Annotated in this window: 26 protein-coding genes and 1 pseudogene; 17 read left to right on the top strand and 10 right to left on the bottom strand. The window is 38.0% G+C overall.

The genetic code is table 11. The features are described 5' to 3' along the window. The first annotated feature begins 8 nt into the window (after nucleotides 1-8). From KV40_RS28150 to KV40_RS28120, 7 genes are all read left to right on the top strand, one after another. On the top strand, nucleotides 9-779 hold the full coding sequence (locus KV40_RS28150; RefSeq protein WP_036488228.1) for a hypothetical protein: 771 nt from the start codon (nucleotides 9-11) through the stop codon (nucleotides 777-779). Further along, a complete protein-coding gene (locus tag KV40_RS28145) occupies nucleotides 776-1,537 on the top strand; it encodes a DUF6753 family protein (protein ID WP_036488226.1) in 762 nt (253 codons plus the stop codon). The genes KV40_RS28150 and KV40_RS28145 overlap by 4 nt, the downstream gene beginning before the upstream one ends. 27 nt (nucleotides 1,538-1,564) lie before the next feature. Further along, on the top strand, nucleotides 1,565-1,822 hold the full coding sequence (locus KV40_RS28140) for a hypothetical protein (RefSeq protein WP_036488224.1): 258 nt from the start codon (nucleotides 1,565-1,567) through the stop codon (nucleotides 1,820-1,822). A gap of 129 nt (nucleotides 1,823-1,951) precedes the next feature. Next, complete coding sequence (locus KV40_RS28135) at nucleotides 1,952-3,775, top strand: carbohydrate-binding protein (RefSeq protein WP_172657357.1); 1,824 nt, start codon at nucleotides 1,952-1,954, stop codon at nucleotides 3,773-3,775. Nucleotides 3,776-4,308: 533 nt separating this feature from the next. Beyond that, entirely contained in the window at nucleotides 4,309-5,820 is a 1,512-nt protein-coding gene (locus KV40_RS28130; protein ID WP_036488220.1) for a hypothetical protein, read from the top strand. Beyond that, entirely contained in the window at nucleotides 5,810-9,232 is a 3,423-nt protein-coding gene (locus KV40_RS28125) for a hypothetical protein (RefSeq protein WP_036488217.1), read from the top strand. The genes KV40_RS28130 and KV40_RS28125 overlap by 11 nt, the downstream gene beginning before the upstream one ends. Nucleotides 9,233-9,238: 6 nt before the next feature. Then, complete coding sequence (locus tag KV40_RS28120; RefSeq protein ID WP_036488214.1) at nucleotides 9,239-12,484, top strand: pPIWI_RE module domain-containing protein; 3,246 nt, start codon at nucleotides 9,239-9,241, stop codon at nucleotides 12,482-12,484. Between the two features lie 44 nt (nucleotides 12,485-12,528). On the opposite strand, the gene KV40_RS28115 is transcribed toward KV40_RS28120, so the two are convergent. From KV40_RS28115 to KV40_RS28085, 8 genes are all read right to left on the bottom strand, one after another. Continuing rightward, entirely contained in the window at nucleotides 12,529-12,912 is a 384-nt protein-coding gene (locus KV40_RS28115) for a hypothetical protein (RefSeq protein ID WP_036488211.1), read from the bottom strand. Continuing rightward, nucleotides 12,909-13,814, bottom strand: coding sequence for a DUF5895 domain-containing protein (locus KV40_RS28110; RefSeq protein WP_036488207.1), 906 nt, complete (start codon nucleotides 13,812-13,814; stop codon nucleotides 12,909-12,911). Before KV40_RS28110 ends, KV40_RS28115 begins: the two co-directional genes overlap by 4 nt. A gap of 31 nt (nucleotides 13,815-13,845) precedes the next feature. Next, nucleotides 13,846-14,061, bottom strand: a complete 216-nt coding sequence (locus KV40_RS28105; RefSeq protein ID WP_036488206.1) for a type II toxin-antitoxin system HicA family toxin — start codon at nucleotides 14,059-14,061, stop codon at nucleotides 13,846-13,848. Then, nucleotides 14,061-14,585 carry a siphovirus Gp157 family protein gene (locus KV40_RS28100; protein WP_036488205.1) on the bottom strand — a complete coding sequence of 175 codons (525 nt, stop codon included), beginning with the start codon at nucleotides 14,583-14,585 and terminating at the stop codon, nucleotides 14,061-14,063. Before KV40_RS28100 ends, KV40_RS28105 begins: the two co-directional genes overlap by 1 nt. Then, entirely contained in the window at nucleotides 14,582-14,707 is a 126-nt protein-coding gene (locus tag KV40_RS37070; protein WP_256381176.1) for a hypothetical protein, read from the bottom strand. Before KV40_RS37070 ends, KV40_RS28100 begins: the two co-directional genes overlap by 4 nt. After that, a complete protein-coding gene (locus tag KV40_RS28095) occupies nucleotides 14,704-14,907 on the bottom strand; it encodes a hypothetical protein (protein WP_036488204.1) in 204 nt (67 codons plus the stop codon). The genes KV40_RS37070 and KV40_RS28095 overlap by 4 nt, the downstream gene beginning before the upstream one ends. A 14-nt stretch (nucleotides 14,908-14,921) precedes the next feature. Continuing rightward, entirely contained in the window at nucleotides 14,922-15,278 is a 357-nt protein-coding gene (locus tag KV40_RS28090) for a hypothetical protein (protein ID WP_036488203.1), read from the bottom strand. 82 nt (nucleotides 15,279-15,360) lie between these two features. Further along, on the bottom strand, nucleotides 15,361-16,071 hold the full coding sequence (locus tag KV40_RS28085; protein WP_036488202.1) for a hypothetical protein: 711 nt from the start codon (nucleotides 16,069-16,071) through the stop codon (nucleotides 15,361-15,363). Between the two features lie 339 nt (nucleotides 16,072-16,410). Here KV40_RS28085 and KV40_RS28080 point away from each other — a divergent pair, with 339 nt between their 5' ends. From KV40_RS28080 to KV40_RS37065, 6 genes are all read left to right on the top strand, one after another. Continuing rightward, nucleotides 16,411-16,638, top strand: coding sequence for a ribbon-helix-helix protein, CopG family (locus tag KV40_RS28080; RefSeq protein ID WP_036488199.1), 228 nt, complete (start codon nucleotides 16,411-16,413; stop codon nucleotides 16,636-16,638). A gap of 261 nt (nucleotides 16,639-16,899) precedes the next feature. Further along, on the top strand, nucleotides 16,900-19,791 hold the full coding sequence (locus KV40_RS32725; RefSeq protein WP_052056026.1) for a phage/plasmid primase, P4 family: 2,892 nt from the start codon (nucleotides 16,900-16,902) through the stop codon (nucleotides 19,789-19,791). A gap of 336 nt (nucleotides 19,792-20,127) precedes the next feature. Beyond that, nucleotides 20,128-20,379: a type II toxin-antitoxin system VapB family antitoxin gene (locus KV40_RS28065; protein ID WP_036488195.1), complete on the top strand. Its 252-nt coding sequence runs from the start codon at nucleotides 20,128-20,130 to the stop codon at nucleotides 20,377-20,379. Between the two features lie 4 nt (nucleotides 20,380-20,383). Then, complete coding sequence (locus KV40_RS28060) at nucleotides 20,384-20,770, top strand: type II toxin-antitoxin system VapC family toxin (protein ID WP_036488192.1); 387 nt, start codon at nucleotides 20,384-20,386, stop codon at nucleotides 20,768-20,770. A 193-nt stretch (nucleotides 20,771-20,963) separates the two neighbouring features. Then, nucleotides 20,964-21,758, top strand: a complete 795-nt coding sequence (locus tag KV40_RS28055; RefSeq protein ID WP_156114222.1) for a hypothetical protein — start codon at nucleotides 20,964-20,966, stop codon at nucleotides 21,756-21,758. Nucleotides 21,759-22,291: 533 nt separating this feature from the next. Further along, nucleotides 22,292-22,423 carry a hypothetical protein gene (locus tag KV40_RS37065; protein WP_256381175.1) on the top strand — a complete coding sequence of 44 codons (132 nt, stop codon included), beginning with the start codon at nucleotides 22,292-22,294 and terminating at the stop codon, nucleotides 22,421-22,423. A 165-nt stretch (nucleotides 22,424-22,588) separates the two neighbouring features. Here the strand turns inward: KV40_RS37065 and KV40_RS28050 are convergent, their stop codons facing one another. Continuing rightward, on the bottom strand, nucleotides 22,589-23,278 hold the full coding sequence (locus tag KV40_RS28050) for an IS1 family transposase (RefSeq protein ID WP_036488184.1): 690 nt from the start codon (nucleotides 23,276-23,278) through the stop codon (nucleotides 22,589-22,591). A 477-nt stretch (nucleotides 23,279-23,755) separates the two neighbouring features. On the opposite strand from KV40_RS28050, the gene KV40_RS28045 reads away from it, so the two are divergent. Further along, nucleotides 23,756-24,040, top strand: a complete 285-nt coding sequence (locus tag KV40_RS28045; protein WP_156114220.1) for a hypothetical protein — start codon at nucleotides 23,756-23,758, stop codon at nucleotides 24,038-24,040. A 124-nt stretch (nucleotides 24,041-24,164) separates the two neighbouring features. Here KV40_RS28045 and KV40_RS33825 read toward each other — a convergent pair. Further along, nucleotides 24,165-24,479: pseudogene (locus KV40_RS33825) on the bottom strand (transposase); the annotation flags it as partial. Between the two features lie 19 nt (nucleotides 24,480-24,498). On the opposite strand from KV40_RS33825, the gene KV40_RS37060 reads away from it, so the two are divergent. The 3 genes from KV40_RS37060 to KV40_RS28035 all read left to right on the top strand — a co-directional run. After that, on the top strand, nucleotides 24,499-24,624 hold the full coding sequence (locus KV40_RS37060) for a hypothetical protein (protein WP_256381174.1): 126 nt from the start codon (nucleotides 24,499-24,501) through the stop codon (nucleotides 24,622-24,624). 135 nt (nucleotides 24,625-24,759) lie between these two features. Further along, nucleotides 24,760-25,206: a hypothetical protein gene (locus KV40_RS28040; protein ID WP_036488176.1), complete on the top strand. Its 447-nt coding sequence runs from the start codon at nucleotides 24,760-24,762 to the stop codon at nucleotides 25,204-25,206. A 192-nt stretch (nucleotides 25,207-25,398) separates the two neighbouring features. After that, the coding region (locus KV40_RS28035; protein ID WP_172657356.1) for an NB-ARC domain-containing protein at nucleotides 25,399-26,879 on the top strand (1,481 nt) is incomplete at its 3' end.

Here is a 26,879-nt window from a genome sequence, read left to right as displayed (position 1 = left end):
AGAGAATTATGGCAAAGTTAGAACTATTTGGCGGAGAGAAAGGTGGAGTTGGAAAATCTTTTGTTTGTCGTACTGCCGTTCAATATCATTTAGATAGAGCAATTGAATTTGCTTTATTTGATGCGGATCGTAGCAATCCCGATGTTAAAAGAATTTATAGTAGCTTGGGATGTCGCGAAGCAATCTTTAGCGAGAATGAAAAATATGAAGATAAAGCCAAATCAATTTACCTAACGGCAACTAATAAGCAGACTTTAGTAAATCTTCCCGCTCAGATAACAAATCCTTTCCAAGATTGGTTTGAAAAGAATGAGCTATTTGTTCTTGCTCCCGAAGATGGAGTTGAATTCGTGCTTTGGTTTGTCTGTAGTGGCGGTTACGATAGCTTAATGCTTTTGAAGCAGTATTTTAAGTATTTTCGGGAAAGAGTTAGCTATGTATTGGTTAAAAACTGGGGAATTTGTGACGATTGGGAAAGTTTAGACACTAATGAGTACCTCCAGTCTCAAATTAAAGAGTATGGGGTAAAGGTAATAGACTTTCCTAAGTTTATCGGCAACAAAACTAGAAACATCATTGACGAGAAAAATTTGACTTTTGGTGCGGCAAGGGAAGAACAGCAGTTTGACTCGATAGATCGTCAGCGAGTTAAAAGTTTTTTAAAGAAAGCGTATCGGGTGTTTGATGATGCGGGGGTTTTCCAAGTTGCTAGTATTGACAAGCCAGTTCTCAAACACCAAGAAAATAATGGATTAGTAAATGTTACCGAATCGTCATGAGTAATAACGGTTACATCAATTCTCGGATTCAAAAAAGAACAGAGGCGATCGATAGACTTTTGCAGGGGCGTTCCGAATCGGTAAAAGTAAACGTACTCGACTATATGATGAAGTACGATATCGATCCAGAAAACGAGTTTTTTGTCATTTTTACAGCTTTGGGAGAAATAGAAACATTTCTGGAAAATTCACCCGATGAGATACGGGAATTATTTGAAGGATTTAAAAGGGAAATATCAAAATGGGCAGACGCGAATCTGGAGACTCTGAAACACCTTTCGGAAAAAGCGACAATAACGGAGCGGCTAGCCAGCAACTCGGAATCGCTCGGCAACTCCTTGGTCGAATTGCTGCAAGTCTGCGAGGGGCTGATAAGTCAGTTACAAACGTCGAATGGATTGCTCGCGAACTCCCTCTCGCAATTACAAACCTCGGAAATCGAGTTAAGGAACTTAGTGGTCGAAACCAAGACAGAACTTTCCCAACTCCAGAAAAAAATAACCGACCTGAACTCGACCATAGAGGAGTGGAAAAAATCCAGCCTACCCGCACTCAAGAAGATTTGGACTTGGAAAGATAGTATGTGGTTAAGCTTGACTACATTTGTGCTATTTATAGTTATTGGCTTTGGTGTGAGTCAAAAAAGGATCGATGAAGATACCAGTCAAAGAGTAAAGTGGCTGCTTGAAAAAGCAAATCGTCAGGACTGCTTGGCAGGAATTAAAGAATCTAACAGTCCTGAATGTCAAAATTTTTAGCAAAGCAAATAACATTGGAGTTTTTTTATGTATACAACATTTGGCTTTAATAGTTTAATAGAGCAACTAGAAAATCTGTTCGATAATACCAACAACTTATATAACAGTAAGAAAGAAACAAAAGACAGTTACTCTGATTCGGATAAATATGAGTTTAGCGAAGAAATCGAGGAAGATATTCAAGAAGTGACCGATGAAAATGCGGTGGTGGCTCACATGACTTCGATGTTATGGGAACTATTGAAGTTAACCACGATGGCAATTTTGACTTTGGTAAGGATGTAAGCGTTAATCCTGACGTGTTTGATGGTGCTTTTGCTAGTGCTTGATTAAAATTTTCCGCTCGTCATTAATACTTTCTTTTAGTCTGGACGAAAAATGCCGCACAGCAATATGTGCGGCAAAAAAAATATTATGGATAATAAATCTTCAGCAAATTCTCTACAAACTCCTTTTAACGGAGAGGCATTTGTCATCGGTGACACTAAGAAAGAGGCATATCTTCAGGTAGAACATTTTGACAACGGAGGTGCAGGTGTCTCCTATCAAGATTTTGACCGAATCAATCATGGCGGTGACTATCGCCAAAGCAAGGGTGTAGACATCGAAAAGACTAATGATGTCGGTGGTGGTTACAATTTGTTCTGGCTGGCAAACGATGAATGGTTGGAATATACTACAGACGTTACCGCAGGTACTTATGACCTAAAATTTCGAGTTGCCGCGCCCAATGATACTTCTGGTTCTTTAAATGTCAAGCTAGATGATAAGTTGCTCGGACAAGTTACTGTAACGGGAACCAACGACTGGCAAAACTGGCGGACAATAGAGCTACAAGATGTCGAACTCGATGGTGGCGAGGATAAAATTCTGCGTTTGGAAGTTGATGGTGGTTACTTTAACCTCAACTGGCTGGCGTTCGAGCAACAAGGCGCAAACGATGGCACAAAAGATGCCGCAAATAATAAAGTAGAAAACGCTATCGTTGAAAGTAAATCTTCTGTCCTCAACGCAGTTGAAGCTCAAAATACTAATAACGTTAACACGAGTAATGTTAAAGCTCGCAGCACCGATGATTTTCTCGACTCAATAGGAGTTATAGTTCAAGCAGGAAACCGAGAAACTGCTTATGGTAATTTTGATTCGGTTATCAAACCCAGGCTGGATGAATTAGATGTGCGTCATTTAAGAACCAATGTCAGCCCAGACGACGATACAACCATTAGTAGGCTCAAAGAATTGGCAAAACTGGGGATGGAATTCAATTTAGTTATGGACCCTGAAGAACTCAATCTCGATGAGTCTGTCGCTCTTGTAGAAGAATTTGGAGCGGCAGTAGAGTCGGTAGAAGGACCAAATGAATGGAATCATACTAGAAACGAAACCTACGAAGGACAAAACTTTCCCAATGGACTCAGTAACTATCAAGCAGATCTTTATCGGGCAATAAAAAGCGACCCTGATACTGCCAATATTCCAGTAATTGCTCCTAGCTTGTCCAATGCTTTCGGAGTTAAAACCGACGTAGCAGAGTTGGGACGAGTAAAAGCCGATTTYAAYAATGCCCATCAYTAYCCMTCTGGTTTAAACCCATAYAATGAYGAGCTTTTCTGGCATTTACCTATTTACTATAAGCTTAGTGGCGCAGACAAACCCCTGATTGTCACCGAAACTGGCTACTTTAACTCTACACAATATCCTAAAGGCATATCGGAAGAAGCTGCTGGTAAATATTTACCGAGACTGCTCTTAGAATATTTCAATCTTGGTATCGAACGTACTTACCTTTATGAATTAATCAACGATCGCGCCAGCGATAGCAGAGAATTTAACTTTGGCTTACTACGGGCGGATGGTTCTAAAAAACCTGGATTTGTGGCGATCGAAAATATGATTGATATTTTAGATTCAGGCGGTGTGGGTAGTTCGGGAGGTAGAAACAGTTTGGACTTTGCAATTGGCGGAGATACCAAAGATATTCATCAAACTCTTTTATCTAAGGAAGATGGTAAATTTTATCTAGCTTTATGGCAAGAAGTGCCTAGTTACGACCTCAATACTAATTCCAATATTAATGTACCTGCTAAAAACCTGACCCTAAATTTTGGCAGCAACATACAACAGGCGAAAGTATACGAACCTAACCTTAGTAAAGAGTCTCAACAAACTGTAAGCAATGTAAATTCGATGGATGTCAACGTATCGGATAAAGTAATGCTTTTAGAGGTAGTTGTTTGAGTAAATAAAAACTTCATTGTGCATAAACAAATGTCTAAACTAACTAATTTAGCGTGGCGAGAAGCCCAAATGCAGTAGTAGGAAAGTTCGCGCTGTAGAAAAGTTTAACAAATTTGGCTGGAGCTATGACCATTGGCTCCAGCCAAATTTGTTTACTAGCAAATAGCTAGTTTCACTTTGAGAGACAGATAAAATACCCAATCTTTTAGTTTCTCACGTTTGAGTTGGTCTTCGAGAATTTTTAGTTGACGCAGACTAGGATGCTGTTGATAAATATATATCAGCTAATCTACATAAGCCAATCTTAATTTGTATTTAGTTGAATCTGACATTATTTCCTAATTTTCCTTTACAACTGTGAAAATCAATTTTGAAATTTTTACGGGGCATGAATTTCAGGCTAGATTGCCTCATGTGTCAGCATCGCTAGTTTTAATCATAGTTGACAGAACATACTAGCCTTGCGTAAAGATACACTTTGTTGCCAAATGTTTTTTACAGGCTATACTGTTTACATTGATTGATGTAAAAAAATGAATTTCGACGATATTCGAGATTGGAAAGGTACAGCAGAAAATCTTTTGCAAGAATTGCAGTGTCAGATAAACAGACTAAATTTATCTGTTGAATCACCTACCGTTAGGACCATTAGGGCTTGGCGATCTAAAAAGCTTTTATCTCAACCGAAGGGTCAAAAATTTGGCTTTCGTCAGATATTAGAAGGATTGACTACTCTACTTTTATTGAAAAAAGGCTGGACTTTAGTATCAATATCGCAAGTTTTATCCTCTTGGAATGATAAAGAACTCGAACAGCAAATTTTAGTTGGGATAGATGGAGTAGATGAAACAGAATCAATTCATAGCCAAGAATTATTTACATTTTTTCAACCTAGAAAACAAAACAAATTAGCTCTAGCAGAAGATGCCATTATTCTTCTGGCTCAAGGAATTTTACGGCAATATGATTGCGTTCTTACTGGTACAAAAATCGTCAGACAGAATGATAAATTACCATCAGAACTACATTCAGCAATGTGCAAACTAGGTCGTCTTTATCTCGAAGAGGGAAAATGCGATCGCGCTGCTTGCGTTCATGATTTATTATCACGTTCTCGGTACAGCCTAAATCGAGACGAATATTGGGATTTGGATATTTTTCGCGATTCGGAGTTTCCCTTGGCGAATGTTCAATTAATTGATACCGATTTGCGAGTACCAACTCCAGATTGTGCCGAGATTGCTGAAATCTCTGGTGGCTATGGAGAGGATAACGTAATCGAAAATCGTTTACACACCAGAATTAGAACTGCTACCGAACGCCTGGGAAAAAGAAAACAGCATCATGCTTATACAGCGTTACGGCAACTACTAGGAAGGCGATCGCTAATTCAGGAAAACGAGCTAGTAAATTATTTAGAAGAAAAAAATCTAACTCCTCTACAAGAGATAGTGTTAGAGTTTTACGATCCAGTTCCAGAAATTTGGTTAATTAAAGATCTTGCCAATCGTTGCGCTCATTGCGGAACTTTAATGCGACCTCACCCCAAACGGTCTATTTATTCAGATGGCTATTGTCCAATCCATCAATGTAATAGCAAGTATGCACCAAAAGTAGGTGAAAGATTAGATCCAAAACAGGAACGACTGTTAGTAGCTAAACCGCAAATCTTGGCTTATTGGACTGCTCCTGCAATCGATGAGCTAGCAATTTTCGACCGAGCGCAGTCGGTAGGCTTAGATACGGAATTATATCCAGAATCAGATCGATGTGATGTATCGATTAACGACCTGGCAGTCGGTATAGATGCCAAGTCTTATCGCAGTCCTGTATTACTAGCCTCCAAGCTCAATCGTAGCATTGGCGGACTGATTTTTTATCGGCAAAGAATCGTGGCAATCACAGACGAACTGATTGATGACTGTCCAGGCTATTTATCTACTTTACGTTCTCTGCTGGATAAGAAAAGCGATACTGCTAGTTTACAGATAATGCCTGTGTCTTTAGTAATCAAGAATATACAGGAGGGAAAGTATGCGAGCTAAACCAAAGCCCGATTTTTGGACGGGAAACGAGCGCATTTGCTGGCTATGCGTCCTGATGGAAGAATTTGTTGGAGTTCAGTCGTTAGAATATGTTCCTGTAATCGTGTCGGGAATGGAGAGTGTTTTAAATGCACCTGTTTTAGAAGGCGCACGACAGGCAATATTTAATATTCGTCAAATGTCCTTGAATTATGTCACTAGAAATTCTGTTAAATATGCCGTCGCACTTTATAACGATTTTCACTATCAACAAAATACTCAAGGAGTATATGAAATTGATAGTCAAACATTAGAGTTTAAGAAAACCGACTTTTTGGAAGATCCTAAAATTACTCAGGCAAGAGAAATTTTGTCTGCGCCAATGGCTTATAAGTTTCATGGCAAAACAACTGCTAATCCACAGCAACAAATGGCAATATCGCTTGGAGATCTCGCTACATCGACTCGTTTACCAATCTCTCCGATTACTACACCGCTAGCTAGTCGCAGAACCCATAACATTAATCGACAGCCACAAGGTAATATTTCTATTCCTCTCTCTGAATTACATCAGATAGCAGAAGAGATGGATAAAAACGATCGAGAACATCCCGAACGCAGACCTGGTAATTGGACTAAACGTTTAGAACATTTCGATCTATTAGTACCCGAACCAGATCGAGGTTTGAAAACCGAAATAAGAATTGAATTATCAAATATAAAACATTTAATTGGCTTACCTGGGGCTGGGAAAACCACACTTTTGATGGTTAGTGCGGTTTGGTTGGGAAAGAAAGGATACAAAGTAATGCTGGTTTTTCCTTCCATTGAAGTTGCCAGACGATATATGGCGGATTTGAAGTTTTATGGCGTTAAGGTTGGAATGCTGGTAGGTCAAAGTTCGACTACACGGAGAAACCATGCCGATCGCATAGCCGAAACTATTGCTGCTTCTGGAGGACAAGGAGGCTTTGCTTATACTCTTGAGGGTACAGATTCTTTTGCTCATAATTGTCTTCTTCCTGCTTTTTCTACTGTAGAAACTTCTCAATGGGAATACGGTAACGCGCCCTGTAGTAGTATTCTGCAAAGTTCTTCTCAGGGAAAAATGAAAACACATCTTTGTCCTGTATGGACGATGTGCGGACGTAATAAAGCTCCGCGAGACTTGATTGATGCTGATATTTGGGTAGGGCATATCAGGTCGATGGATACCACAGTACCTTATCAGGGGATTGATGAGGAGATTCGCTATTTTGAACTGATGGCTAGAACTTTCGATCTAGTTATTTTTGATGAAGTAGATATGGTTCAGTCTAGTTTAGATTCTTACGGCGTAGCAGAATTAAATCTTTCTGGTGCAGATAGTTCTATTCATCGAACTATTTTAGAACAGGTTCACAATCCCTTAGCAAGAACAGAAAATTATCGATTGGCAGACCGTCATATAGAACTTTACAGTCGCAATATGGCTGAGTTTGGCAATCACAATACTTCTTTAGTCAGCTTATTACAAAATATCCATCCTCGGCTCAAAAAACGGTTTAAAGGTCAATTACTAACGGTATCGCGGATTATTACGGAAATATTAGAAGGTTTTGACCAGAATAAATTTTATTCCCTCAGAGATACTTCAGCAGATGCCGAAATAACTAAAGGATTTAAAAAAAGTCATGCTTTAACTGATTTTTGGTCAACTGCTGCTTACACGGCATTTTACGACCGCACTGGTACGGAGACAGTGAAAAAAAGCTATGAAGAAGATTTATGTTCTCGCACTTTAGGTATAAATAAAAATGAGTTAGAAGCCAACTGGAACGAGCTTATCAAGCATCTTCGGCGATATTTAGCAGAAAATTTAATTAAGAAAAGAGATGAAATTGTCGATCGTATAACATTGTTATTTCTTAACATTTGTTTCCCAAATCGAGAACCACCCCATCTCACCCGTGAAGTTATTCCTTTATTAGTAGCTATTACCTTCGTTATTTTAGGCTATCAACGCACCGTACCTGAAACTAGGACGATGGTTGCAGAGGGGTTAATCAAAGACCCAATTTTAAATCCTCCTCTTTCACACCAGTTACGCTGTTTTACTCCTGAAAATCTGATTGGAAGGCTTTCTGGAGTTAAATATAAAGAACAAAATGCTCATACCAATCGTAACAACTCTAGTAATATTTCTCTGTCTTATATTATTTTTGTTGGTGCGCCTCGAATGTTGATGCACCGTTTTGACCGTTTACTAGCTGCCGACGGAAGAAAAGATGCACCAGTAGTTTTGATGACTTCTGCTACTTCTTATTTGGAAGCCAGTCCCGCTTATCATATTGATGTTCATCCCAACTATTTACTCAAACCTAAACTAAACCAGCAGCCAGCAGAATCGAGTAAATACTATTTTCAATATTTTCTAGATAAAGAACGACGAAATGAACCATTACGCTATAGCGGTGCTGGCGAACTAAGAGATACTAACCTACGCAAAATGATTGATGAGTTAGTAAAAAATGGTGAGAAGTCAGAAGTCAGAAAAGCGATTAGAAACTTTGATGTCAGAAATGATATTTATCGTAAAGCTGCTTTTGTAGTTAACGGTTATCAACAAGTAAGAGATATTAAGAAATATCTCGACCGAAATTATCCAGATCTGGGTAAACGTACTAAAGCTGTGGTGCGTCATCTTGAAGAAGGAGAAAAACCTTCTGATTATGTTACTACTTCTCAATGCGAGGCTTTGGGCGATGATGAGGCTTGCGATCTAATTATTTTTCCCATGTTGGCTATTGGTCGTGGAGTCAATATTGTCTTTACCAAAGGTGCGCGAGAAAGAGATGCTGCTATTGGTTCGATTTATTTTCTAACTCGTCCTCACCCTACCACTGATGACACGCAGCTATTGTACAGTTTGGCAGGACGTGCGACTCAAGCATTCGACCGCTATACATTTTCTCCAGAAGACCAATTAGCAGACATCGATCTAGCTTGGGAGACTGCGAGAAGAGATATTTACCGCGATACAAAACGACTGCTACAAGAGCCATTAATGGCTAGCAGATTGGGTGCAGAGCTATTTAAACCCTTCACTGCCAATCAAATGGTAGCAATCTTACAAACAATTGGACGAGGTATGAGGAATGGTTGTCCAGTGTCAGTTTACTTTATTGATGCAGCCTGGGCTCCCCAATCGGCGAGAGGAAAACCTGATTCTCCCCGCGACAGTATGCTCGTTCAAATGCGCGTCATTTTAGAAGAGTACATAAAGCACCCCGATCCTGTAATTCGCCAGATATATCAAGAACTTTACGGCACTTTTCTCGAACCTTTAAGGAAGGTAGGCAAGGTAATTTATCCCCCAAAATTATTTCAGTCAGAAGATTCAGTTTATGAAGACGATGACTACGAAGACTTCGATCCTTTACTAGATATGTAATTAACTATGACTCAATCTCAAGAATTAGAACAAATCAAAATGTACGAATTAGATCCATTTGCTAGAGAAGATTTCAGTAAGAAGGTAGGAATATTTACTCTTTCTATATTGGCTCAAAATAATTTTCATCAATTTGTCTGGTTGATCTCAGCCAAATTAGAAGTATTACTACCCAAAAAATATATTCAATTGGGAAACGCAAGAAAAACTGCCACGATTCCTTTAGTTTTTACTATCCCTAATGATTTGGCTCCTGACACGGTTAACGGTTGGACAATTTCTTGGACAAACGAAGCATTAGCCAACTTTTCAAAAATACTGAAGGAAATAAAGCAAATAAAAAATCTCCCCTATGCTTCTTTAAGATGTTTTTTGGAAATTAAGCTGTCTAACGTCACTCGAATTGAATCTAATATGGGTTTGAGTAAGTCGGCAATAAACGGCAGGGACTACAGAATAGATCCTTTTGCATATCTAGATGGTGGAGATCGAGAAGAAATCGTAAAAAAATTAAAACCAATTCTCAATGATTGGCTGGAGAATTATCTCGTTCCTTATAGAGAGAAAGAAGGAATAGATGAAGATATTATAGAACAATTAAGAGAACTACAGTTAGATAATCTTCTTTTATCAATTAATCCATTCCAATCTCAGATCTTTCCTTGGTTACAACACGAAGAAAGTGGCACTGCCAAACCAAATAACAAATATTCTTTCACAGCATTAGCCGATTATTTGGTCAGATTAATTGCCGAACACGAAATTTTTACAGAATTAGGGGGCATTAAGCGTATTATTACTAGCCAATCTGGAAATAGCGTTCAATTAGTAACTAATCCAATTGAGCTTGAGAATAAAGGTTTATTTAGCTTATTTGTAGACCTAAAGATTATTACTTTTCCTTCCCTATCCCAACCATTAATAAAAGTAGATGTCGGCAAAAAGCGTTGGTTGAGTAGTCTCAAAGAAAATAGTTTCGATTCTAACGCTATCAATGGTTTTATTTTTTCGGAAAACCATAGCGATCGCATTTTTAATTTTCAACTCAATCGTCGCCTAGACAAAAAAACTAATCAATGGGAATGGCAACCAGATAATTCTTTTGCAGCTTTACAGCGCGAGCTTGATTTACCCTTGAATATCTCTAAGGTCAAACAAATCGTTCAAAACCTAGCTTCAACAGCAGATTGTCAGGTTCTTCTAACTTATCGTAATGGTATTCAAGAAAAAAGACACGATATTAAAGCGGGTGTCCCTGAAAAAGATAAATTGGAAGCTTTTAAAGCCATAACTCAAATTTTGTCAACTGTAGGAATTAAGCCTTTTAAGGACTACTCTAAGGTAAAATTTAATAAAGGAATGGCGCACTCAAAAGACATTACTGGTTCTAGAACTATCAATGCTCCTACTTCAGTCAATACTATCTTAGAGTCTCTAGAAAATAGGGATGTTTTTGATTCTGAAAAAAAATCTCCCGATGAAATGAGCCATCAAGAAATTAATAATTTGCTCAAGGAGCACTTTAACTTTGAATTGAGTGAAAAAGGCATTAATAATTTAAGACTTAATAGCGAGAAAAAAAATCAAACGAAAGAGTTAAAACAATTATTATTAGCTAATAAAATAGCAATTCAGCAACTATATCCTAATGAAACACCTTTACTAATAATTTTCTATGACGGTAAGCATCATCAAACTGTTGGACTACTAGAAGCAGTAATCAAAATGCTATGGGGAGATAAACTAGAAATCCAATTACAGAAACTTCCCAAAGATACTCATGGTGCAAAAGCAGTGCTACCTGGAAACAAGTTAAAAACCAAAGCAAGAGCGCAGAAAAGAGTAGAGGCTTGGACTTCAGTAGCCGAACAAATTGCTAAAATTGAGCGTCCAAAATTTTGTTTGGTGATGGCAGATGAATTTTATCCCGCTCCTAAAGATGAAAATAAGCAATTACATGACGATAAAGTAAACAAACCCTCAACTCGTAAAGCCTTAGCTTCAATAGGTCGTAGCTGCGTACAATTTATTCGCCCTCCGCAATTTTGGATGACATCTGGAGATATAAAAATAGAGGAATTTATCATTCGCGCTCAAGCCTCTACTAAAGAGTTACTTTGGGCGCATTCTGGGCGTATCGACAATATACAGGAGAAAGTTAATAAATGGTTTGGTGATATCGAACCAAATAATAGACCACAGGAAATTATAGCCATTACAATTATCCGAAGAAATGCTGGCAGAAGAAGTGGAAGACTAGAGAAAACGTTTCTCCCCATAGCAATTAAAACAAATGTTAAAACTGGAGTTAGTGAAATGTCTTGTTGTTACGAAGACCCTAAAACACATAACTTTGTTATTACGTCCTGGCTACCATTCACTGAAGCACTTTTTGACATAGCCGATATTTCTCCCATATCTCTTGGAAACAAAAAAAATATTCGTATTAATCGCTTTCAAGAGTTTGTGGATTCAATTATTTCTGATTCTGTTGATGAGGGTAATAATCCAGTGGTAATGATCGACTCTTCAAATTGCGTACAACTTTGGGATTGGTTGAGCGATCGCAAACTCAATACAAAAGATATTGATATTAATCAAAAACTTAATATGCAGAATAATTGGGAAGGAGCGCGTATTGTTCGTATTAGACAAGATTTAGCACCAGGTATCATTGAGGATAAAGTTAAATATCTAGCCGAAACATACCTAGAAGATACTCGAACTATAGAAGAATTAAAAGCAGATAAAAATAGGCGGAAAGAAATTTTAGCCCCATCAAGCCCCACAGGATTATATAAACTTAATTTTCAGAATATAACTGGCTGTATTGTCTATCTTTCTATTGGTAAGAAAACGCTTCATCAAAAACAAAGAGGCTTTAGTTGCTATCAAAAAGTCGAACAGGACAAATATCTTGAAACCAAAGTATTAAGTACAAAGAATAAAAAGAAATACAATAAAATTACAAACTCGGCAAAATTAAAAATCAAAAAGCTTCTTGAGCAAAAACCATATACGGATCAGTGGGCTACCCCAAATCCTTTGGAAATGGTTGTAGCATCGCGTCAACCAAAAGATAAACCAAATTATATTGCTGGATTTGTTGAGTCTCTTCGCTATGGATATGGTCATTTTAATGAAGGGACAAAGTTAGCTGCTCCACTGTTCTTCGAGCGTGTAGTACGAGACTATATTAGCGATTTTAATTTAGAAGAAGAGGAAGAAGGGTTGCCAATCATTAGATATTAAAAATTTTAGATTAATTCTTTGTTTTTTTGCTCAAAAAGAACATTTTAACAACGCCAGAGATTTATACTTAGTTGTATGACATCATTAGATGGCAACAACATCACTAATTCTGAATAAAGTTTTTGTATTGGTTCGATATTGATGAATTCGCTGTCGCCGTTCATTTCTATTAAACTTTGGATGGTTTCAGCGAACAAAATTACAGATTTTCTAAAAATAGCCACTTTTTCTTTCTGGCATTTCTTTCCCCAAGCTATAGCATCAATGTTTTTTACTAGTACTTTGAGCATTTTGCGAGAGTCAGGATCGACCCAGAAGTCATAATGTCGAATTTGCTTCATTTGAGTAAGTGCGATCGCCTGCTCTAAATCGTCTTTAAAGTTGGGAAAGCGATCGCGCAATTGCTCGGAAAAATCAATTGTGGTCATTCGTCTGAATCAAATTCGTCCACAGTTTCGTCACTTAATTCTTCTGGCTCTCTAGTAAAAATATCTCTATATTCTTCTTGCAGTCTAAGTATGGTTTGACCAGTTTCAGATTCTTTGGAAACAATAAAAGATTCGAGAGGCTGATTTATCAGTTTGACTTTTCTATCTCTGCGTTCGACGATTCTTTCTTCACCAATTTTGTTGATAGTTGGAACTAAACGAACTTTAGGACACACGTATGGAGCTTTACCCTCCTTTTTGTGAAGCCCAAGCTGTAAATCCAATACAGTAAGAGCATGGGCGCGATCGCTTAAATCTCTCACTGGTTGACCTATACTCTCAAAAAATGCAGCTTCAATCTCTTTTCTGAACGCTTTAACTTCATCGCCAAATGCCGAACCAGCACCAGCATTCATGCCGATTTGGAAAGGAATTTTGTGGAGTAATTGCTTGTTGTCGTCAACGAACAATATTAAATAGCGAGTACGAAGCCGATAGTTTTGGCGATCGCTTCTGGTCAAATGTCCTTGCTCGCTCATTTGCCCGTTTTGATACGCCAAACCAGCGTATAGCCATTTATTATCTTCTATTTTTTGCTGAACCTCGATTTGAGAGCGATGCAAAACAACAATTCTGATTCGTTTGGCTAAAAAACCTTCCTCACAGTTGCTGTCGGCACTATCTTCTCGAAAAGTCAGACTAATTGGTTGCCAATTAGAATCAGGTTTAAATTCTGCTATTTCTGCTTTTTCCTGAGTGATGAACCAGCCCCAAGGAAGATCTAGTTTTTCGATTTGAGATAGAGGAACATTAAGAGGATTCTTAATTTGGCAAAACGGAATGCTTGATGAGGTTACGATTTCTGAATCGAACTGAGCTAGCAAACTAGGTTTGGTATTCATAATAAAAAAAGATTTATTTAATACTATTGTACTAAGACAGAGCCGTGTAAGAACAGTCAATTTGTTGCAGTGCCAACCGAACATTTTTTATTTGGTAAGGTTTGGCATCTTGACCATCTTGACCAGATTGAATGACAAAGACCGAACAATTAGGATGTCGATAGATGCGGTGGCTACCTTTTCCTCGGTTTCTTAGGCAGACAAAACCTGCTTTGGATAACTTCGATTTGAGCTTTCTAATTTTCATTATTTAATCCTCAAATGTTTACCTGGAGTAGCCAATTGAGCGAAGCGAAGTTTGTGTCCAGATTCGAGAGCGTATCTTACAGCATCGCGGTCAACTTCCAAGCGAACCTTACAAAGCTCATAAGGAATGGAACTAGCAGGTATGTCATCGATAATCATTGGTCTTTTACCACCGTTATCAGCGACGGTTAAGTTAAATCGTCTAGTTCTAAGTCTGTTTAAATCTTTACCTTGAAGATGATCGAGCAGATAAGATTGAAGCCAATTGACCTTATTTTTATCGCTTTTGATTAATCGAGACAGTCGTTTGAGTTCTTTCTGCCTGACCTCAATCCAATATTTACGAGACTCTATCAATGCAGCGATGTTGTCTATCTTGTCGAGGTAGGCAGCTTTAGTATCTTTTTGGCAGTCGAGTAAATCATCAACGGCAGTTTTCAATTCGGGAGGAATAAAGGAAGAACTTACTGAATCAATAAGCTCATTAAGCTGCTGTAGTTCCGTGTTCAAGTCAAGGAGATTCATAAAAATTGAGGTAGTAAAAGTTTGCGTAGTTGGATTCTTTTGGCTTTAAGTTCGGGGAAACGTTGTAGATGGAGTTTCAGTCGCCAAACTTTAGCAGCAATATGGTTCGGTTGTTGGTTCATAACTTTTGAGATTTTAAACGAGGGTGAAGCAAATCAATTAAAGTAGCTAAAGCTTGTCTGTCTAAATTAAAGGTTTCGCCACTGGCTAGCTTGACCATACCCCCTGTAAGTTCTGGAGTGTAAATCAAACAGCTAACTTGGGTCAGGTTAATAATTTTGATTCGGGTAGAATTTTGGCAGGTAATGTTGATAAATTGCACGATCGAGTAGTCCGTTAATTAGTAATTCTTTTTCTGATTCTTTTTTTGAGTGTGCGTTTAGCTACAAAAGATAAATAGCTATCGACGCGATTGGCGAAGCCAGCGGGCAAAGCCCGATCACCAGGTAAGAGATTGACTGAAAACAATACAGAGCGATTGGCTCTGTCGCACAATTTTGTCCCCTCATCATTAGGATCGCGATCTTGAATCAAGCTCAAAATTGCATCTTCAATCTCTTCGATACCAGTAGTAGCAAAAAAGTTACCTTTTGAATCGAAGAAGATAGTTATAGTGGGCAAATTTTCTAACTCAATATCTTCTATGTTTTTAAAAGTTTTGAGTTCGAGCGAAAGAAGCTGTGGTTGAGCCATGTTAACGGTATAGATAATTGAAGGGTTTGGAATGGCAGGGGTAAGAAAGAGTATGCTCTCTCACCCCTGCAACAGCTTGGTACTAAAATAGTTCTTCAGTTCCGACTGTATGAGATAAATCGGCATGACAAAGCTCTCTTTCTGCTACCCATTCAGGAGCTATCCATTTTTCATCGAGTGAAGAAAGCTGATAATACCACTCAGATTGAGTTAGGTAATTGACAACAGAGGTATAGCATTGAGAGTTGTGTCTTTTCTCAACAACCTCAAACGTTGCCCATTCAGTATGGTCTTCGTCGGAGTCAACGATCTTAACCCTATCTCCGTAATCGTATTCAGAATACAGGAGAGCTTGTAAAGATGAAGAATTTAAATCGCAGTCATGGGTGCGGACATGATGTTTTCGAGTTGCGTCGTCAAATAGGTGACACCATCCGCGACCTCTTTCATCGTGGTAATCCTCAAAGTAAGTGCATTTAGCACAGGTGTCAGATTGGCGGATTAAAACTGATTCTTCGTACCAGCTACCGTCATCGACCTTGTATTTCCAACGGGGTTGGTTTAGGAGTTTGCCCGATGATGTTTTACTTTCAATTAGTTCCATCCCGCAGATGGTAAGTATCTTGGAAGGATTAAATTTGTTAATTACTTCGTCGCCAAAGACAAACTTTGGTTGGTAGTTATACTCTTCGGTTTCTGTAGGATGAATATTTGGTGCAAATTCGATGGTGACGAGGAGTGTTTCGTCTACAGTTAGTGCTGAGAGTGGTGATTTTGTTGCTACGTATGTCACAATTAATTAACCTCATATTGGTGAGTGACAAGGAGAGCAAGAACCGTCCAAAGTTGTATGCTCTCCTTTGTGTTCATTAGGTCTTTAGCGATAGCTAATTTTAAGAAATCTCCTGCTGGTAAACTTTGTTGTGCGGTTCGGTCTAAATCTGCTACTAAGGTTTCTAAGAAAAGAGCTTTATTGATTTTTCTTGGTGCTGTTGAGTTGTTAGCGGACTAATAGCTCTGCTTCAACTCATTGAATAAATCGTACCATCATGATATGTTGATGTCAAGTTACCTAGTTATCATGATATATTGTAAATATCGACATTGGTAGGTTAAATTTTTAGGTGTAGATATGTTGATATCAGTAGTGGCGAAACAAGAAAGACCAGAAGAATGGATTTATAACGAAAAAAAATTTGCCAAGCAATTTATGCTCACCGATACTGCTTCCCAAGCAATAGATAAAATAGCCAAAGAGCTAGGTATTAGTAGATCTGAAGTAGTAGAAAGAGCAGCTAGATGCAGTGGTATGGAAAAAGCTAAATGTTTCGATACTAAAACTGGAAAATGTCAGACATGAAGAATGAAAAATTCTAATTGCAATGTCTTTCGTTAAAAGCTAGTTATTTCTTTTAAGTCTTTTATTGTTTTCAACGCTTGTTACAGCCTATCTAATGCAAAAGCGATCGCCTTCCCTGGAAAAGAACAGCGACCGCTTCAGTTAAATCAAATCCCGTAGGAGGGAAAAAATGATTACCTATATTTTACGAGAGGTGCAGCAAAAGTGCATCTCTAATTCAGTAGAGCAGGAAACAAACTGTCTGAATCGCGGAGGTGTAGTATGATTGGCTTCATCGCACCTTTTAAGATTCTGGACTATTTAGATCGCCTCGAAATAGTCAAAGAAACAGGTTCAGAATACCACTGTAAATGCCCTGTATGTGATGATGGTGGCTTTAAAATCGACAAACCTACTGGCAAGTACCAAGCTTTCAAGTGCGGTTGCGAAGTTAAAGATATCAGAGAAGCAATTCGCCCTTGGAGCGAAGTCGAAGAAGAAAGACAGAACAGCAATTCAAGTAGCTCGGCTCGGAAAAAGATCGACCATTCATCTAAATCTGCTAAAGCGATTTCTAATGAAATCAAATTAGCTAGACTACCAAAAGCAGCCGAAGAAACACCTTATCCAAATACCGAAACAGAAGTTCCCGAATGGCTACAAAAACAGGGGATACCAAAGAACGCACTAGAAACCCGTTACTATTACTCAAAAACTCAATGGGTTTCACGCTTTGAGTGGCAAACCAATAAAGGAAAAGAGAAAACCTTTAGACAGGCACATACTAGCTCGAACGGATTAGTACGGTGGAAAAAAGGAGCAAAAAATTGGAACGCTTACAGACAAAATGAAGCTGCTGCTAATTGTCAGAACAAATGGGTGTTGGCAGTAGAAGGAGAAAAATGTGTTGAAGTAGCAAGAGAAAGAGCGATCGCGACAATAACATGGCAGGGTTCTAACTGGAACCATAGTGCAATCGCTTCAACTATAAAAGCTCTCAAGAAATCTGGTGCAGAGGGTTTGGTTTACTTTCCCGACAATGACGAAGCAGGAAGAAAAAAAGCCAGCCTAGTAGAATCAGCAGCTATTAAAGTTGACTTCCCTTGTCTAGTTCTCAATCCCAAAAACATCTGGACAGAAATACCAGAGAAAGGAGATTTAGCTGATTGGGTAAAAGCTCATGGTCATTTAGATGCCGAAGAACTAATAGCCAAATTAGAGGCTGCTATAAAAGGTCTAGAGTGTAGGAAAAAAGGGCAAAGGGAAAGGGAAAAAAGGAGTGAAGAACCCTTTAACCTTTTGCCTTTTTCCCTTTGCCCGAACGAAGTTCCTAACTGGTCGCAGTCAGATTTGGCTTTATGGCTGGCAGACAAGTATCGATCGCACCTAGCTTGGAATACAGAGTTACAGCAGTGGTATCGTTATAGCTCGGTAATGTCAGGAATCTGGAGCATCGAACCTACAGAATTTGTCGGGCAGTTAGTAAAGTTAGAATTAGAAGAGATCGCCATTAAAATAACTCAGTCAAATCCAAAAGGAAAAAAACCAAGCTTCACTATTAGTTTTATCAATGGTGTAGTCGGACTGTTAAAAATGGATCTAGCAGTCCGTTGTTGGGATGAAGCTACAGGATTGCTACCACTGCGAAATGGGGTTTTAAACTTAGAAACTAAAAAGCTGTTACCCCATGCCCCCGAACATAAGTTAACTTGGTGTCTGCCATATAGCTATAACCCTCTGTTAACCTGCTACCCAATACAGCAATGGCTAAACCAAATGTGTAGGGGTGACGAGGATCTAGTCCAGCTAATGAGAGCTTATTTAAGAGGTGTAGTAACAGGAAGAAGCGATTGGCAGAAATATCTGGAATTAATAGGACCTGGAGGAACAGGAAAATCCACTTTCACTAGACTGGCAATCGCTCTTGTCGGCTCTGAGAACACTCATACTACCACTCTGAAGAAACTAGAAGGAGAAAAGTTTGAATCAGCTTCGGTTGCTGGTAAAAGATTAGTTTTAATCAACGATTCGGAACGTTATGCAGGGGAAGTTAGTAAGCTCAAAGCTCTAACTGGTCAAGATACTTTACCCTATGAAGTTAAGTACAGACAAAGTAGCGGTGGCTTTACTCCTCAAGCAATGACCATTGTGGCGACTAATGAAGTGATTCAGAGTAGCGACTACACTTCGGGATTAGAGAGAAGAAGAATTTCAATCCCGATGTTTAATAGAATTGAGAGCGATCGCCAAAGAAACCTAATCGAGCATCGCAATGGAGAAATGTTTGGTGAGTTTGTCCCCTATTTATCTGGGCTACTCAATTGGGTACTAGCAATGGACGAAGCAGAAGCTACTAACATTATTAAAAACTATGAAACTGCCGTACCATCTCTATTAGCGATGAAAGCACAAACTTTGGTAGAAACCAATCCGATCGCTGACTGGCTAGATAATAAGGTAATTTTAGACCCCGAAGCGAGAACTAATATCGGAGTAGCCAAGCGCGACAAAGACAGTAATTCAGATAACTGGTACTTACACAATGACGAATGGCTGTATCCCAATTATGCTGAATACTGTCACGATACTGGTACTAGGTCAATTGGGTTACGTAGGTTCGTTAACCTGCTATCTGACCTGTTAAACAATCAGTTGAGATTGAATATAGAGAAAGGACGCGATCGCTTTGGCTCTTTCATCAGAGGGTTAAGACTTCGCGATGCAACAGATGATGAACCGCCGTTGATAACTAACGGTGCAGTAAAAACTAAGACAGATTTTAGTAGTATAAATGTCGTTAATAAACTCTGGAATTTAGTGATGGAAAAGGTGGTTAAAGCGATCGATTGCTTAATGGATGAGAATATTAATGATGAAGAAAATAATAACTTAAAAACTGCTGAAGATATTCAAGCGCAAGTAGAGGAAGATATTAAGGAAATAGAAGCCGAAGAAACTACTATAGAGAGCAAGGTAGATGATGTAGATGAAGAAATAAACATCGGCGATCGCGTGATGGTAGAAGATTGTCCTGCTTATTGGTCATGGGCGCAACCATTTCAGGTGTTAGCCATTGAGGGTAATATGGTGGCTTTAGAATTGGTAGATGAATTAGTCCACATTAATCGATTGCAAATATGCCACAACAAAAATTCCGAGTCGAAAAATGGATAGCGATTGATAGATATATTCTCCTGGTTTATTACACAACTGCACATTGTTATCAGTTTTCAATCATAGATGAAGTAGGAAAAGTTTATAGTTTTGAATTGGTTTGTTACAGTGCCAACGCTGCCGAGCAAGGTGGTAGAACGGCAATTAAAGCGGGTTTAGAGAGAAATAGAAGCGATTAGCCAGGGCGCATGGCTGAGTCTACGACTTGCGTATGCTTCCGCAATGCCATTAATAAAAAATTCGCTAAAGGAAATGTAGCTCTAGCAGCAGGTGAAGCTAATATACCCCTTTTTCGATTAATTCTATAATATAGAAATAAAGGTATAAGGTGGAAAAATGCCTCTTAGTATCAAAGACAACAAAACAGATGCTTTGGTTCGTCAGCTAGCCGAATTGACGGGTGAGACTATTACTGAAGCTGTCTTTGTAGCAGTCAAAGAACGGTTAGAGCGTTTGAAAACTTCTCGTTCTTCCTATTCTCTGGCTGAAGAACTCGATGCCATTGCCCAGCGTTGTGCTGCTTTACCCGTATTGGATTCTCGTTCGCCCGAAACAATAATCGGCTATGACGAAACAGGACTGCCTTAGCGTAATGGTAATTGACTCCTCAGCGTTAATAGCGATTTTTGGTGACGAACCAGAACGCCCCGATTTCAATCGCCAAATAGCAGCAGCTTCGCGTCGTCTTATTTCTGCTGCTTCGGTTCTCGAAACTAGCATTGTTTTGGAAAACCGTTTTGGAGAAGAAGCGTACCGAGAACTAGACTTCTTTTTACTCAAAGCAGCCATACAAATATATCCCTTTGATGCAGAGCAGTTAGAGATTGCCCGCCGTGCTTATCGACAATATGGTAAAGGACGGCATCGGGCAGGACTTAATTACGGGGACTGTTTTTCTTATGCTTTAGCCAAACATACTGGAGAACCTTTATTGTTTAAAGGCAACGACTTCAGCCAAACTGATATCGATTGCTGTTAATAAAGAAGAATATCGAGGCGGTCGAGTTGTTGTTGGAGGACGTTTGAGATCTTAGAAGTAAAAAAGTCTCAAAAAGAATGGCGATAAGCTTACGGCATGGCTGAATCTATGACTTGCGTATGCTTCCGCAACGCCATTGCTCAAAAAATTCGATAGAGTAAGAAAAATTACTTTACTTTATTGGGTATCAGTGATGGTGAATAAAACCTCTTTGCCTCCTTCAACGAAAAATAAAGCACAGAAACAAGTACGGGGCAATAAAGTCTCTAGTCCCAAGAAGAGTTCATCATCTAATTTAAAAGCCGAAAATACAAGCAAAACCCAACTTAAAACCTCTCAAAATCCCGAATCTAATAGTATTTTTCAAGCGATCGGAGTGCTTGAGAGTCTAGTAGCGGTTAAAAACGAAGAACAACTTACAGTTACTATAGAGGGACAAAAATATCGTTTGGGCTACACTGCCAAATCAAAGCAAAGATATAAAGCGTTGGTAGATGAAATAAACTCACAGGGCAGCAGCACTAAAAAATTGTCAGTCTATCCTCAAATTAGCTACAACAAAAAACAAGAAAGCTACAAAGTAGATTTTAATTTGGTAACGGTCGCGAACACAGAAGAAGCCAGAACTAGTATTTTCCAAGATTTAGCAGCAGGTGAGTTTTACCTGTCAGGGTTTTGGCAGTATGTACCCGTATGTGAGTCCTCAGTCATAGCAGTGTTAAGGAATTATAGTGAAAAATTAGCTCAAACAGTAGAAAGAGTTGGGAGTAAAAGAGCTAAGAAGATACTAAAACCAAATTATATTCCTGTAGATTGGGCAGATTCATCAGTCGATGCGTTTAAATACGACCCTGATGTTGAGAAAAAGCAGCAGATGTCCCGCTATTTCGTGCGCGTGAAAGCTAAATTCTGCTCGGAGAAGGATTGCTTTGAGGCGATCGCAGAGATTGGAGATAGCACAACTCAAGCACCAAAATATTTGAAGTAAGAACCTGTAAAAAGCTCTAATCAAAGGACATTATGAGCAGCAGTATAAGCTACTTGTTTTGTAGTATACATAAAATAAATAAGTTTTAACTACAGTGATAAGTATGATGGAATCGCAATAGCTAGAAACCTTGTCAGTTATGGATGTGATTGATGTGACGGCAAATTTAAAAACTTACAATTAGCAGTGTTACTTTAGCCAAAGTAACACTGCATTTTTATAGCTAGACAAAAATTTAAGGAAGTTTTGAATTTATCCATCACAGTCGTTTTTCACTGCTTCCAAATCGTTAAAATTAGCCAGAATAAAGTACAACCTTTTAAAACAAGTTAGAGCCAAATGAGTCGGGAAAAAACAGTTCAAGCAACAAAGACAGAACACTATAGAAAGTACACAGTCAAAGAACACGAACGGAAAATGTACGAACGAGAGTACAAGTTCGTCTGTAAAGGATGTGACCGTGTTGTAGAAAGAATGAGCTACGCAGTATGTTGTCCGAGCTACGGAAACGATTGTAATGGTAAATTATCTCAATGTCGGAGAAATCAATAATGTTGTCAGAAGAGTTACTAAAAGCGATTGAAAGCTTAGAAAGATTACAAGACCATTACCAAGACGAACATGAATATTATTTGGCTAAGGCGATGGAAGCTAAGGAACACTAAGAAAAAATCGAGGTATTACTACAAGATTTAGAGAATAAAGAGAACTATCGCAAACTAGGTTCTAGCTTACAAAAGAACGAAGCTTCTTTACTTGACAACCACGCTGAAGATGAATCAACTTCAGAACGCCGAAGAAGAAAAAGGGCGTTGCTGAATTGTAATGTTTTAGATAAAAAGAGGAAGACTTTTGAACCTCAAATAATGAAGTAAAAGACGAATGGAGTGCTTAAGCATTTCCAGGGATTTGGAGTAGCATAATGTTTTTCGGTGCAATCGAGCCAAATAGTGTCGAAGTCTCATATTTTCTCCCTCCACTCTGGTCATATAAGTCTTACTCACCAAATGATCTTCAGACTGAATATACATCGGATAAACTTTCCAGCCATCAGTCACGTACCAAAAACTGCCCCAGCACTTGATAATTTGCCAAAGTTGTTCAAAAGTCTGATGCGAGCGATCGCCTACTGTCCACAGCAAAATACCTTGATTCCAATGATTAACCACTGTCCAAATCCAAAACTTATTTTTCTTGCATCCAACAAAGGTTTGTAGTTCATCTATCTCAGTAATTTCAGGAATTTCATCGTCTTGAGGGTCATCAGGTAATTTAATTCCTGTCTCTTTGATCCAGTTAATGACAGTAGTATAATGAATTTCAGTCACTCGTTCAATACTCCTTAAGCCCATTCCATTGAGATACATTTTGATACACAATTGTTTAACCTCTGATGAATAGGGTCGGTTTTGAGGATTAGAGACAAATTGGCGACCACATTGACGACATCGAAAGCTTTGCTTTCCACGTCGATAGCCATTCTTAAAAATTCGATTTGAGTTGCATTGAGGACATTTCATGTCTCTTATTCTGCATCATTTATCATTACTTTTCAGCAACGCCAGCTGAGAAATATCTTCATCAAGACCCCAAGCTAAAGCTAAAGGCTCGACATCATAGCCCTCTTCTGTCACTTTCCGAAAAATAAATTACAATAACAGAAATTTTTAGGAGCTGTGAGGCAAAGAGGGCAATGGATGTAGAATTACAGATTCTCAAACATTTAAAGCGATCGCCGATACCTACAGTCTCTATAATAGATCGATATTGTGACTCTTATAATGACTTGTTTTCTGATGTAAGAAATGTAACTATTCAGAACATAATATATAAGAGTTAATCATTATAAATCAAAGTTTTTATATAAATAACTATGATCTAAATCACTGAATAAAGCTGATCTTAATCATCTGCTAAATAAATATAATATGTAAAACTAAACATAGTTATTAAGTTATAAAATGCGTTTTTTTAATAGTTTTTTAGTATTTTTCATAATGCTTTATCCACTATCTGTAAAAGCAGACGAATTTAAAGGTTTAGTGAATGTAAACCCCATTAATAATTATTTAAAAGATTTTTCAGATTCTTATAACAAGGTTTTAGCTGCTACAAATTATATTGATAGAGTAGATGATGACTACGAAGATGCAATTATGTACGAACTTGCCTCTATAAAAGTAGATAACTGTTTAATAGCTAAAAGAATTAAAGAACGCAAAAAGTGTGTTAAAAGACTTGAGTATTTAGGGGAAAGTCTTGAAAAATATTTAGGACTATAACATCAATCATTTAGTATTAGTGAAAATCAAGATATTCTAGAAACTCAATTTTACGATCGCATCCCACCCAGTGAATTTTTCTTACAACAATTAGACCATCCCAACTACATTTCACGGTAAGGATTCAGGTGCAAACTTGAGGAATAAGAGAAGGATAAGAACAATGTCCAACTGTAGCTTGTAAAGTATGTTGGAAAAAGGTAATCACCGAACGTTGTTGCAAACGACAAGACTGAATTACACTTAACAAGTTAGCCGTGTGTTGAAATCGTTCGATGGAACGAGAGCCACCACAAACTTTCCGCTTAGTTACAGCAGTTCTCAAACACCGCTCAGCCAGATTATTGTCAGGCGGGACATGGGGATGTTCTAGAAAATACCACCATTGCTCCGTTTTATCTCGCAGCGAACGCAGCAGTTTTCCAGCTTCGTGACCAGCATACTTGAGCCTAGTCGCAATGGGAGCAACGCGAAAAAGTTGGCTGGCGATCGCTCTACAAACTAATACTATTTGGTATGATACTGTCGAAGGGCTAAATAGAGAAAATACGCTGCGCTTGCTCTATAGTGCGATTGCCAAATAGCCAGTTTGAGAAATAATGGTAGCACTGTGTCGAGGTTTGGGTGAAGTATAAAAAAATATAAAAACATACAAGGTTGTGGCTAATCTATGTCATAAACTGAAGGGTGGAAAAGCTTAAAATAGATGTTGCCAGAACATGACAGATCCAGGAACGTTAACAGTAGGAGCGATCGCGGCACTAGCATTGAGTAAGTTTTTAGAGATTGGTGCGGGAGAAGCAGCTAAGAAACTAACACCTGCCGTCCTTAGTAAGATGGATGCTCTGCGAGCTAAAATCTGGGCAAAGCTACGAGGGAATCCAGTAGCCAAAAAACTTCAGGGAAAAGTAGAAAAAAATGAAAAGGTAACAGAGCAAGAAATACAGGAGCTTACACCCCTATTAGAAGAAGGGATAAAAGAGGACGCAGTTTTTGCCGAAGAAATACAGCAGCTTGCTAAGGAAATTAATCAAGAGATTGAAATTGGTGAAATCTTGGGTAAAAACGTGCAGAACGTCTATGGAGGGTCGCCAGTGCAGATTAACGATCCAACTGCCCCTGTCTTTACGGGAAATATAGAGGGAGGGGTTCACTTTAATTATTAGCTGAAGTCGTCCGAATCAGCACGGACAAAGTTGACGCTGCCTAGTAACATATCACAACTAGCTACCCAAAACTTCATCGGAAGAGAGGGAGATTTACAACGACTACACGAACTTGAACGAATAAAAGTCATAGACCGCCAGCCTTCTACTAGCGGAGCTAAGCGGCAGAACATTCTTCTACCAGATCCTTTTATGGACGAAGAAACATTTAGTCTAGATATTAAATTTACAGAAAGAGATAATGAAAAAAAGAAACTGCAAGAATGGTTAATAAACCAGCACAACAATCAAAAAATAGTAATTATCTCTGGAACATCAGGAGTAGGAAAATCAACATTAGCCTGTAATTTTGCACTGCAAAATAAAAAAAAATTTCCTGATGGAATTTATGGAGTTCGAGTTAATGAAGAAAGGTTTGCAGAAAGTGAAGACTTTCTTGGGGAAATTGCTAAAGAGTTTCTGACTGAGCTAGGAATAAAGCTAAATAAGAACACAAATAATAAACAAATTATCAAAAAAATGAAAGAGTGCTTCGCAAATCTTAAAGCACTACTTATTTTTGATAATGTAGAGACAGAGAGAGTTATAAAATTATTTCCTGGCGGAAAATGCGCGATTATTGTTACAACCACTAAGAAAAGTCTTTTGCATCAATTAACAGATAATCAAAAGATAGAATTATTTCTTCCAAATGAAGTAGATTCATCAGATTTGCGAGAAAACCTGATAAATTTTTCACTAAATCTTTTAAAAAATCATGTAGGAGAAAATAGAAAAAATGAAATAGAGCAAAAGCCATTAATAGCTAAAAAAATTTTAGATTTAATAGGATATTTACCATTAGCTATAACACTAATTTCTAACACTTTAGAAGTTGATTTTCAGGAATATGACTTAGATGAATTTTGGGAAAGTTTAAAAGATGAGAAAAGTAGAATTCAACATCTTTATAAAGAAATAAATGTAAAAGGTTTAGATGCTTGGTATGCTTTCGCTCTTGCTATCAAAGGTTTAGAGCAAAAAGCAAAAAAAATTTTTGTATGTTTTGGAGCTTGCGCCAAAACTGGTTTTTCTCTGGAACTAATTAGTAGAACAGCAGAATTTAATTCTCCAGAGTCAGCAAAAACGTGTTTAAGAAAAAATTTAGTTAGCAACTATTTGATTAAAGAAAGTAACGGTTATTTTATACCCAGACACAATCTTATTCATGACTTTGCCAAGTTCTTATTAGAAGAAGAAATACTTTATGAATGGCTCGATATTTCTAATTCTCTAAATGTAAATAATGTACATATAAAAAATAATCATGCCAGCTATTTTGTAGATCTTGTAAATCAAGATTATTTCTTTCCATTTAATGAATTAGATAAAAAAATTAAAGATAAATACAACCTCAAAGATCTCTCAAATAAAAATAAAATAAATTATAAGGACATCATAGATAAACTTAATTTTGATTATGACAATCTTACTATAGCAGCAACATGGCTAGCAAAAACAGAAAATTTTGGCGAAGACAGTTATAGGTTTATTTTGTCTATAATCCTTGGTCACTTTTTTTATGAACAGAGAAATTCACAAGAATTCGTTAAATTGGTTGACAACTTTTATGAAACAGCACCGAAAAGAATTAAAATCAAAGAATACGATCTAAATTTTATTAGATTAAAATT

The organism is Myxosarcina sp. GI1, assembly GCF_000756305.1.
Classification (GTDB): Bacteria; Cyanobacteriota; Cyanobacteriia; order Cyanobacteriales; family Xenococcaceae; genus Myxosarcina.
This window is presented reverse-complemented; position numbering and strand designations above follow the sequence as displayed.

Coding starts and splice junctions, on each gene's coding strand:
- KV40_RS28150 (WP_036488228.1), top strand. CDS start 9: ATGGCAAAGTTAGAACTATTTGGCGGAGAGAAAGGTGGAGTTGGAAAA.
- KV40_RS28145 (WP_036488226.1), top strand. CDS start 776: ATGAGTAATAACGGTTACATCAATTCTCGGATTCAAAAAAGAACAGAG.
- KV40_RS28140 (WP_036488224.1), top strand. CDS start 1,565: ATGTATACAACATTTGGCTTTAATAGTTTAATAGAGCAACTAGAAAAT.
- KV40_RS28130 (WP_036488220.1), top strand. CDS start 4,309: ATGAATTTCGACGATATTCGAGATTGGAAAGGTACAGCAGAAAATCTT.
- KV40_RS28125 (WP_036488217.1), top strand. CDS start 5,810: ATGCGAGCTAAACCAAAGCCCGATTTTTGGACGGGAAACGAGCGCATT.
- KV40_RS28120 (WP_036488214.1), top strand. CDS start 9,239: ATGACTCAATCTCAAGAATTAGAACAAATCAAAATGTACGAATTAGAT.
- KV40_RS28115 (WP_036488211.1), bottom strand. CDS start 12,912: ATGACCACAATTGATTTTTCCGAGCAATTGCGCGATCGCTTTCCCAAC.
- KV40_RS28110 (WP_036488207.1), bottom strand. CDS start 13,814: ATGAATACCAAACCTAGTTTGCTAGCTCAGTTCGATTCAGAAATCGTA.
- KV40_RS28105 (WP_036488206.1), bottom strand. CDS start 14,061: ATGAAAATTAGAAAGCTCAAATCGAAGTTATCCAAAGCAGGTTTTGTC.
- KV40_RS28100 (WP_036488205.1), bottom strand. CDS start 14,585: ATGAATCTCCTTGACTTGAACACGGAACTACAGCAGCTTAATGAGCTT.
- KV40_RS37070 (WP_256381176.1), bottom strand. CDS start 14,707: ATGAACCAACAACCGAACCATATTGCTGCTAAAGTTTGGCGACTGAAA.
- KV40_RS28090 (WP_036488203.1), bottom strand. CDS start 15,278: ATGGCTCAACCACAGCTTCTTTCGCTCGAACTCAAAACTTTTAAAAAC.
- KV40_RS28080 (WP_036488199.1), top strand. CDS start 16,411: ATGTTGATATCAGTAGTGGCGAAACAAGAAAGACCAGAAGAATGGATT.
- KV40_RS32725 (WP_052056026.1), top strand. CDS start 16,900: ATGATTGGCTTCATCGCACCTTTTAAGATTCTGGACTATTTAGATCGC.
- KV40_RS28065 (WP_036488195.1), top strand. CDS start 20,128: ATGCCTCTTAGTATCAAAGACAACAAAACAGATGCTTTGGTTCGTCAG.
- KV40_RS28060 (WP_036488192.1), top strand. CDS start 20,384: ATGGTAATTGACTCCTCAGCGTTAATAGCGATTTTTGGTGACGAACCA.
- KV40_RS28055 (WP_156114222.1), top strand. CDS start 20,964: ATGGTGAATAAAACCTCTTTGCCTCCTTCAACGAAAAATAAAGCACAG.
- KV40_RS37065 (WP_256381175.1), top strand. CDS start 22,292: ATGTCGGAGAAATCAATAATGTTGTCAGAAGAGTTACTAAAAGCGATT.
- KV40_RS28050 (WP_036488184.1), bottom strand. CDS start 23,278: ATGAAATGTCCTCAATGCAACTCAAATCGAATTTTTAAGAATGGCTAT.
- KV40_RS28045 (WP_156114220.1), top strand. CDS start 23,756: ATGCTTTATCCACTATCTGTAAAAGCAGACGAATTTAAAGGTTTAGTG.
- KV40_RS37060 (WP_256381174.1), top strand. CDS start 24,499: ATGGGAGCAACGCGAAAAAGTTGGCTGGCGATCGCTCTACAAACTAAT.
- KV40_RS28040 (WP_036488176.1), top strand. CDS start 24,760: ATGACAGATCCAGGAACGTTAACAGTAGGAGCGATCGCGGCACTAGCA.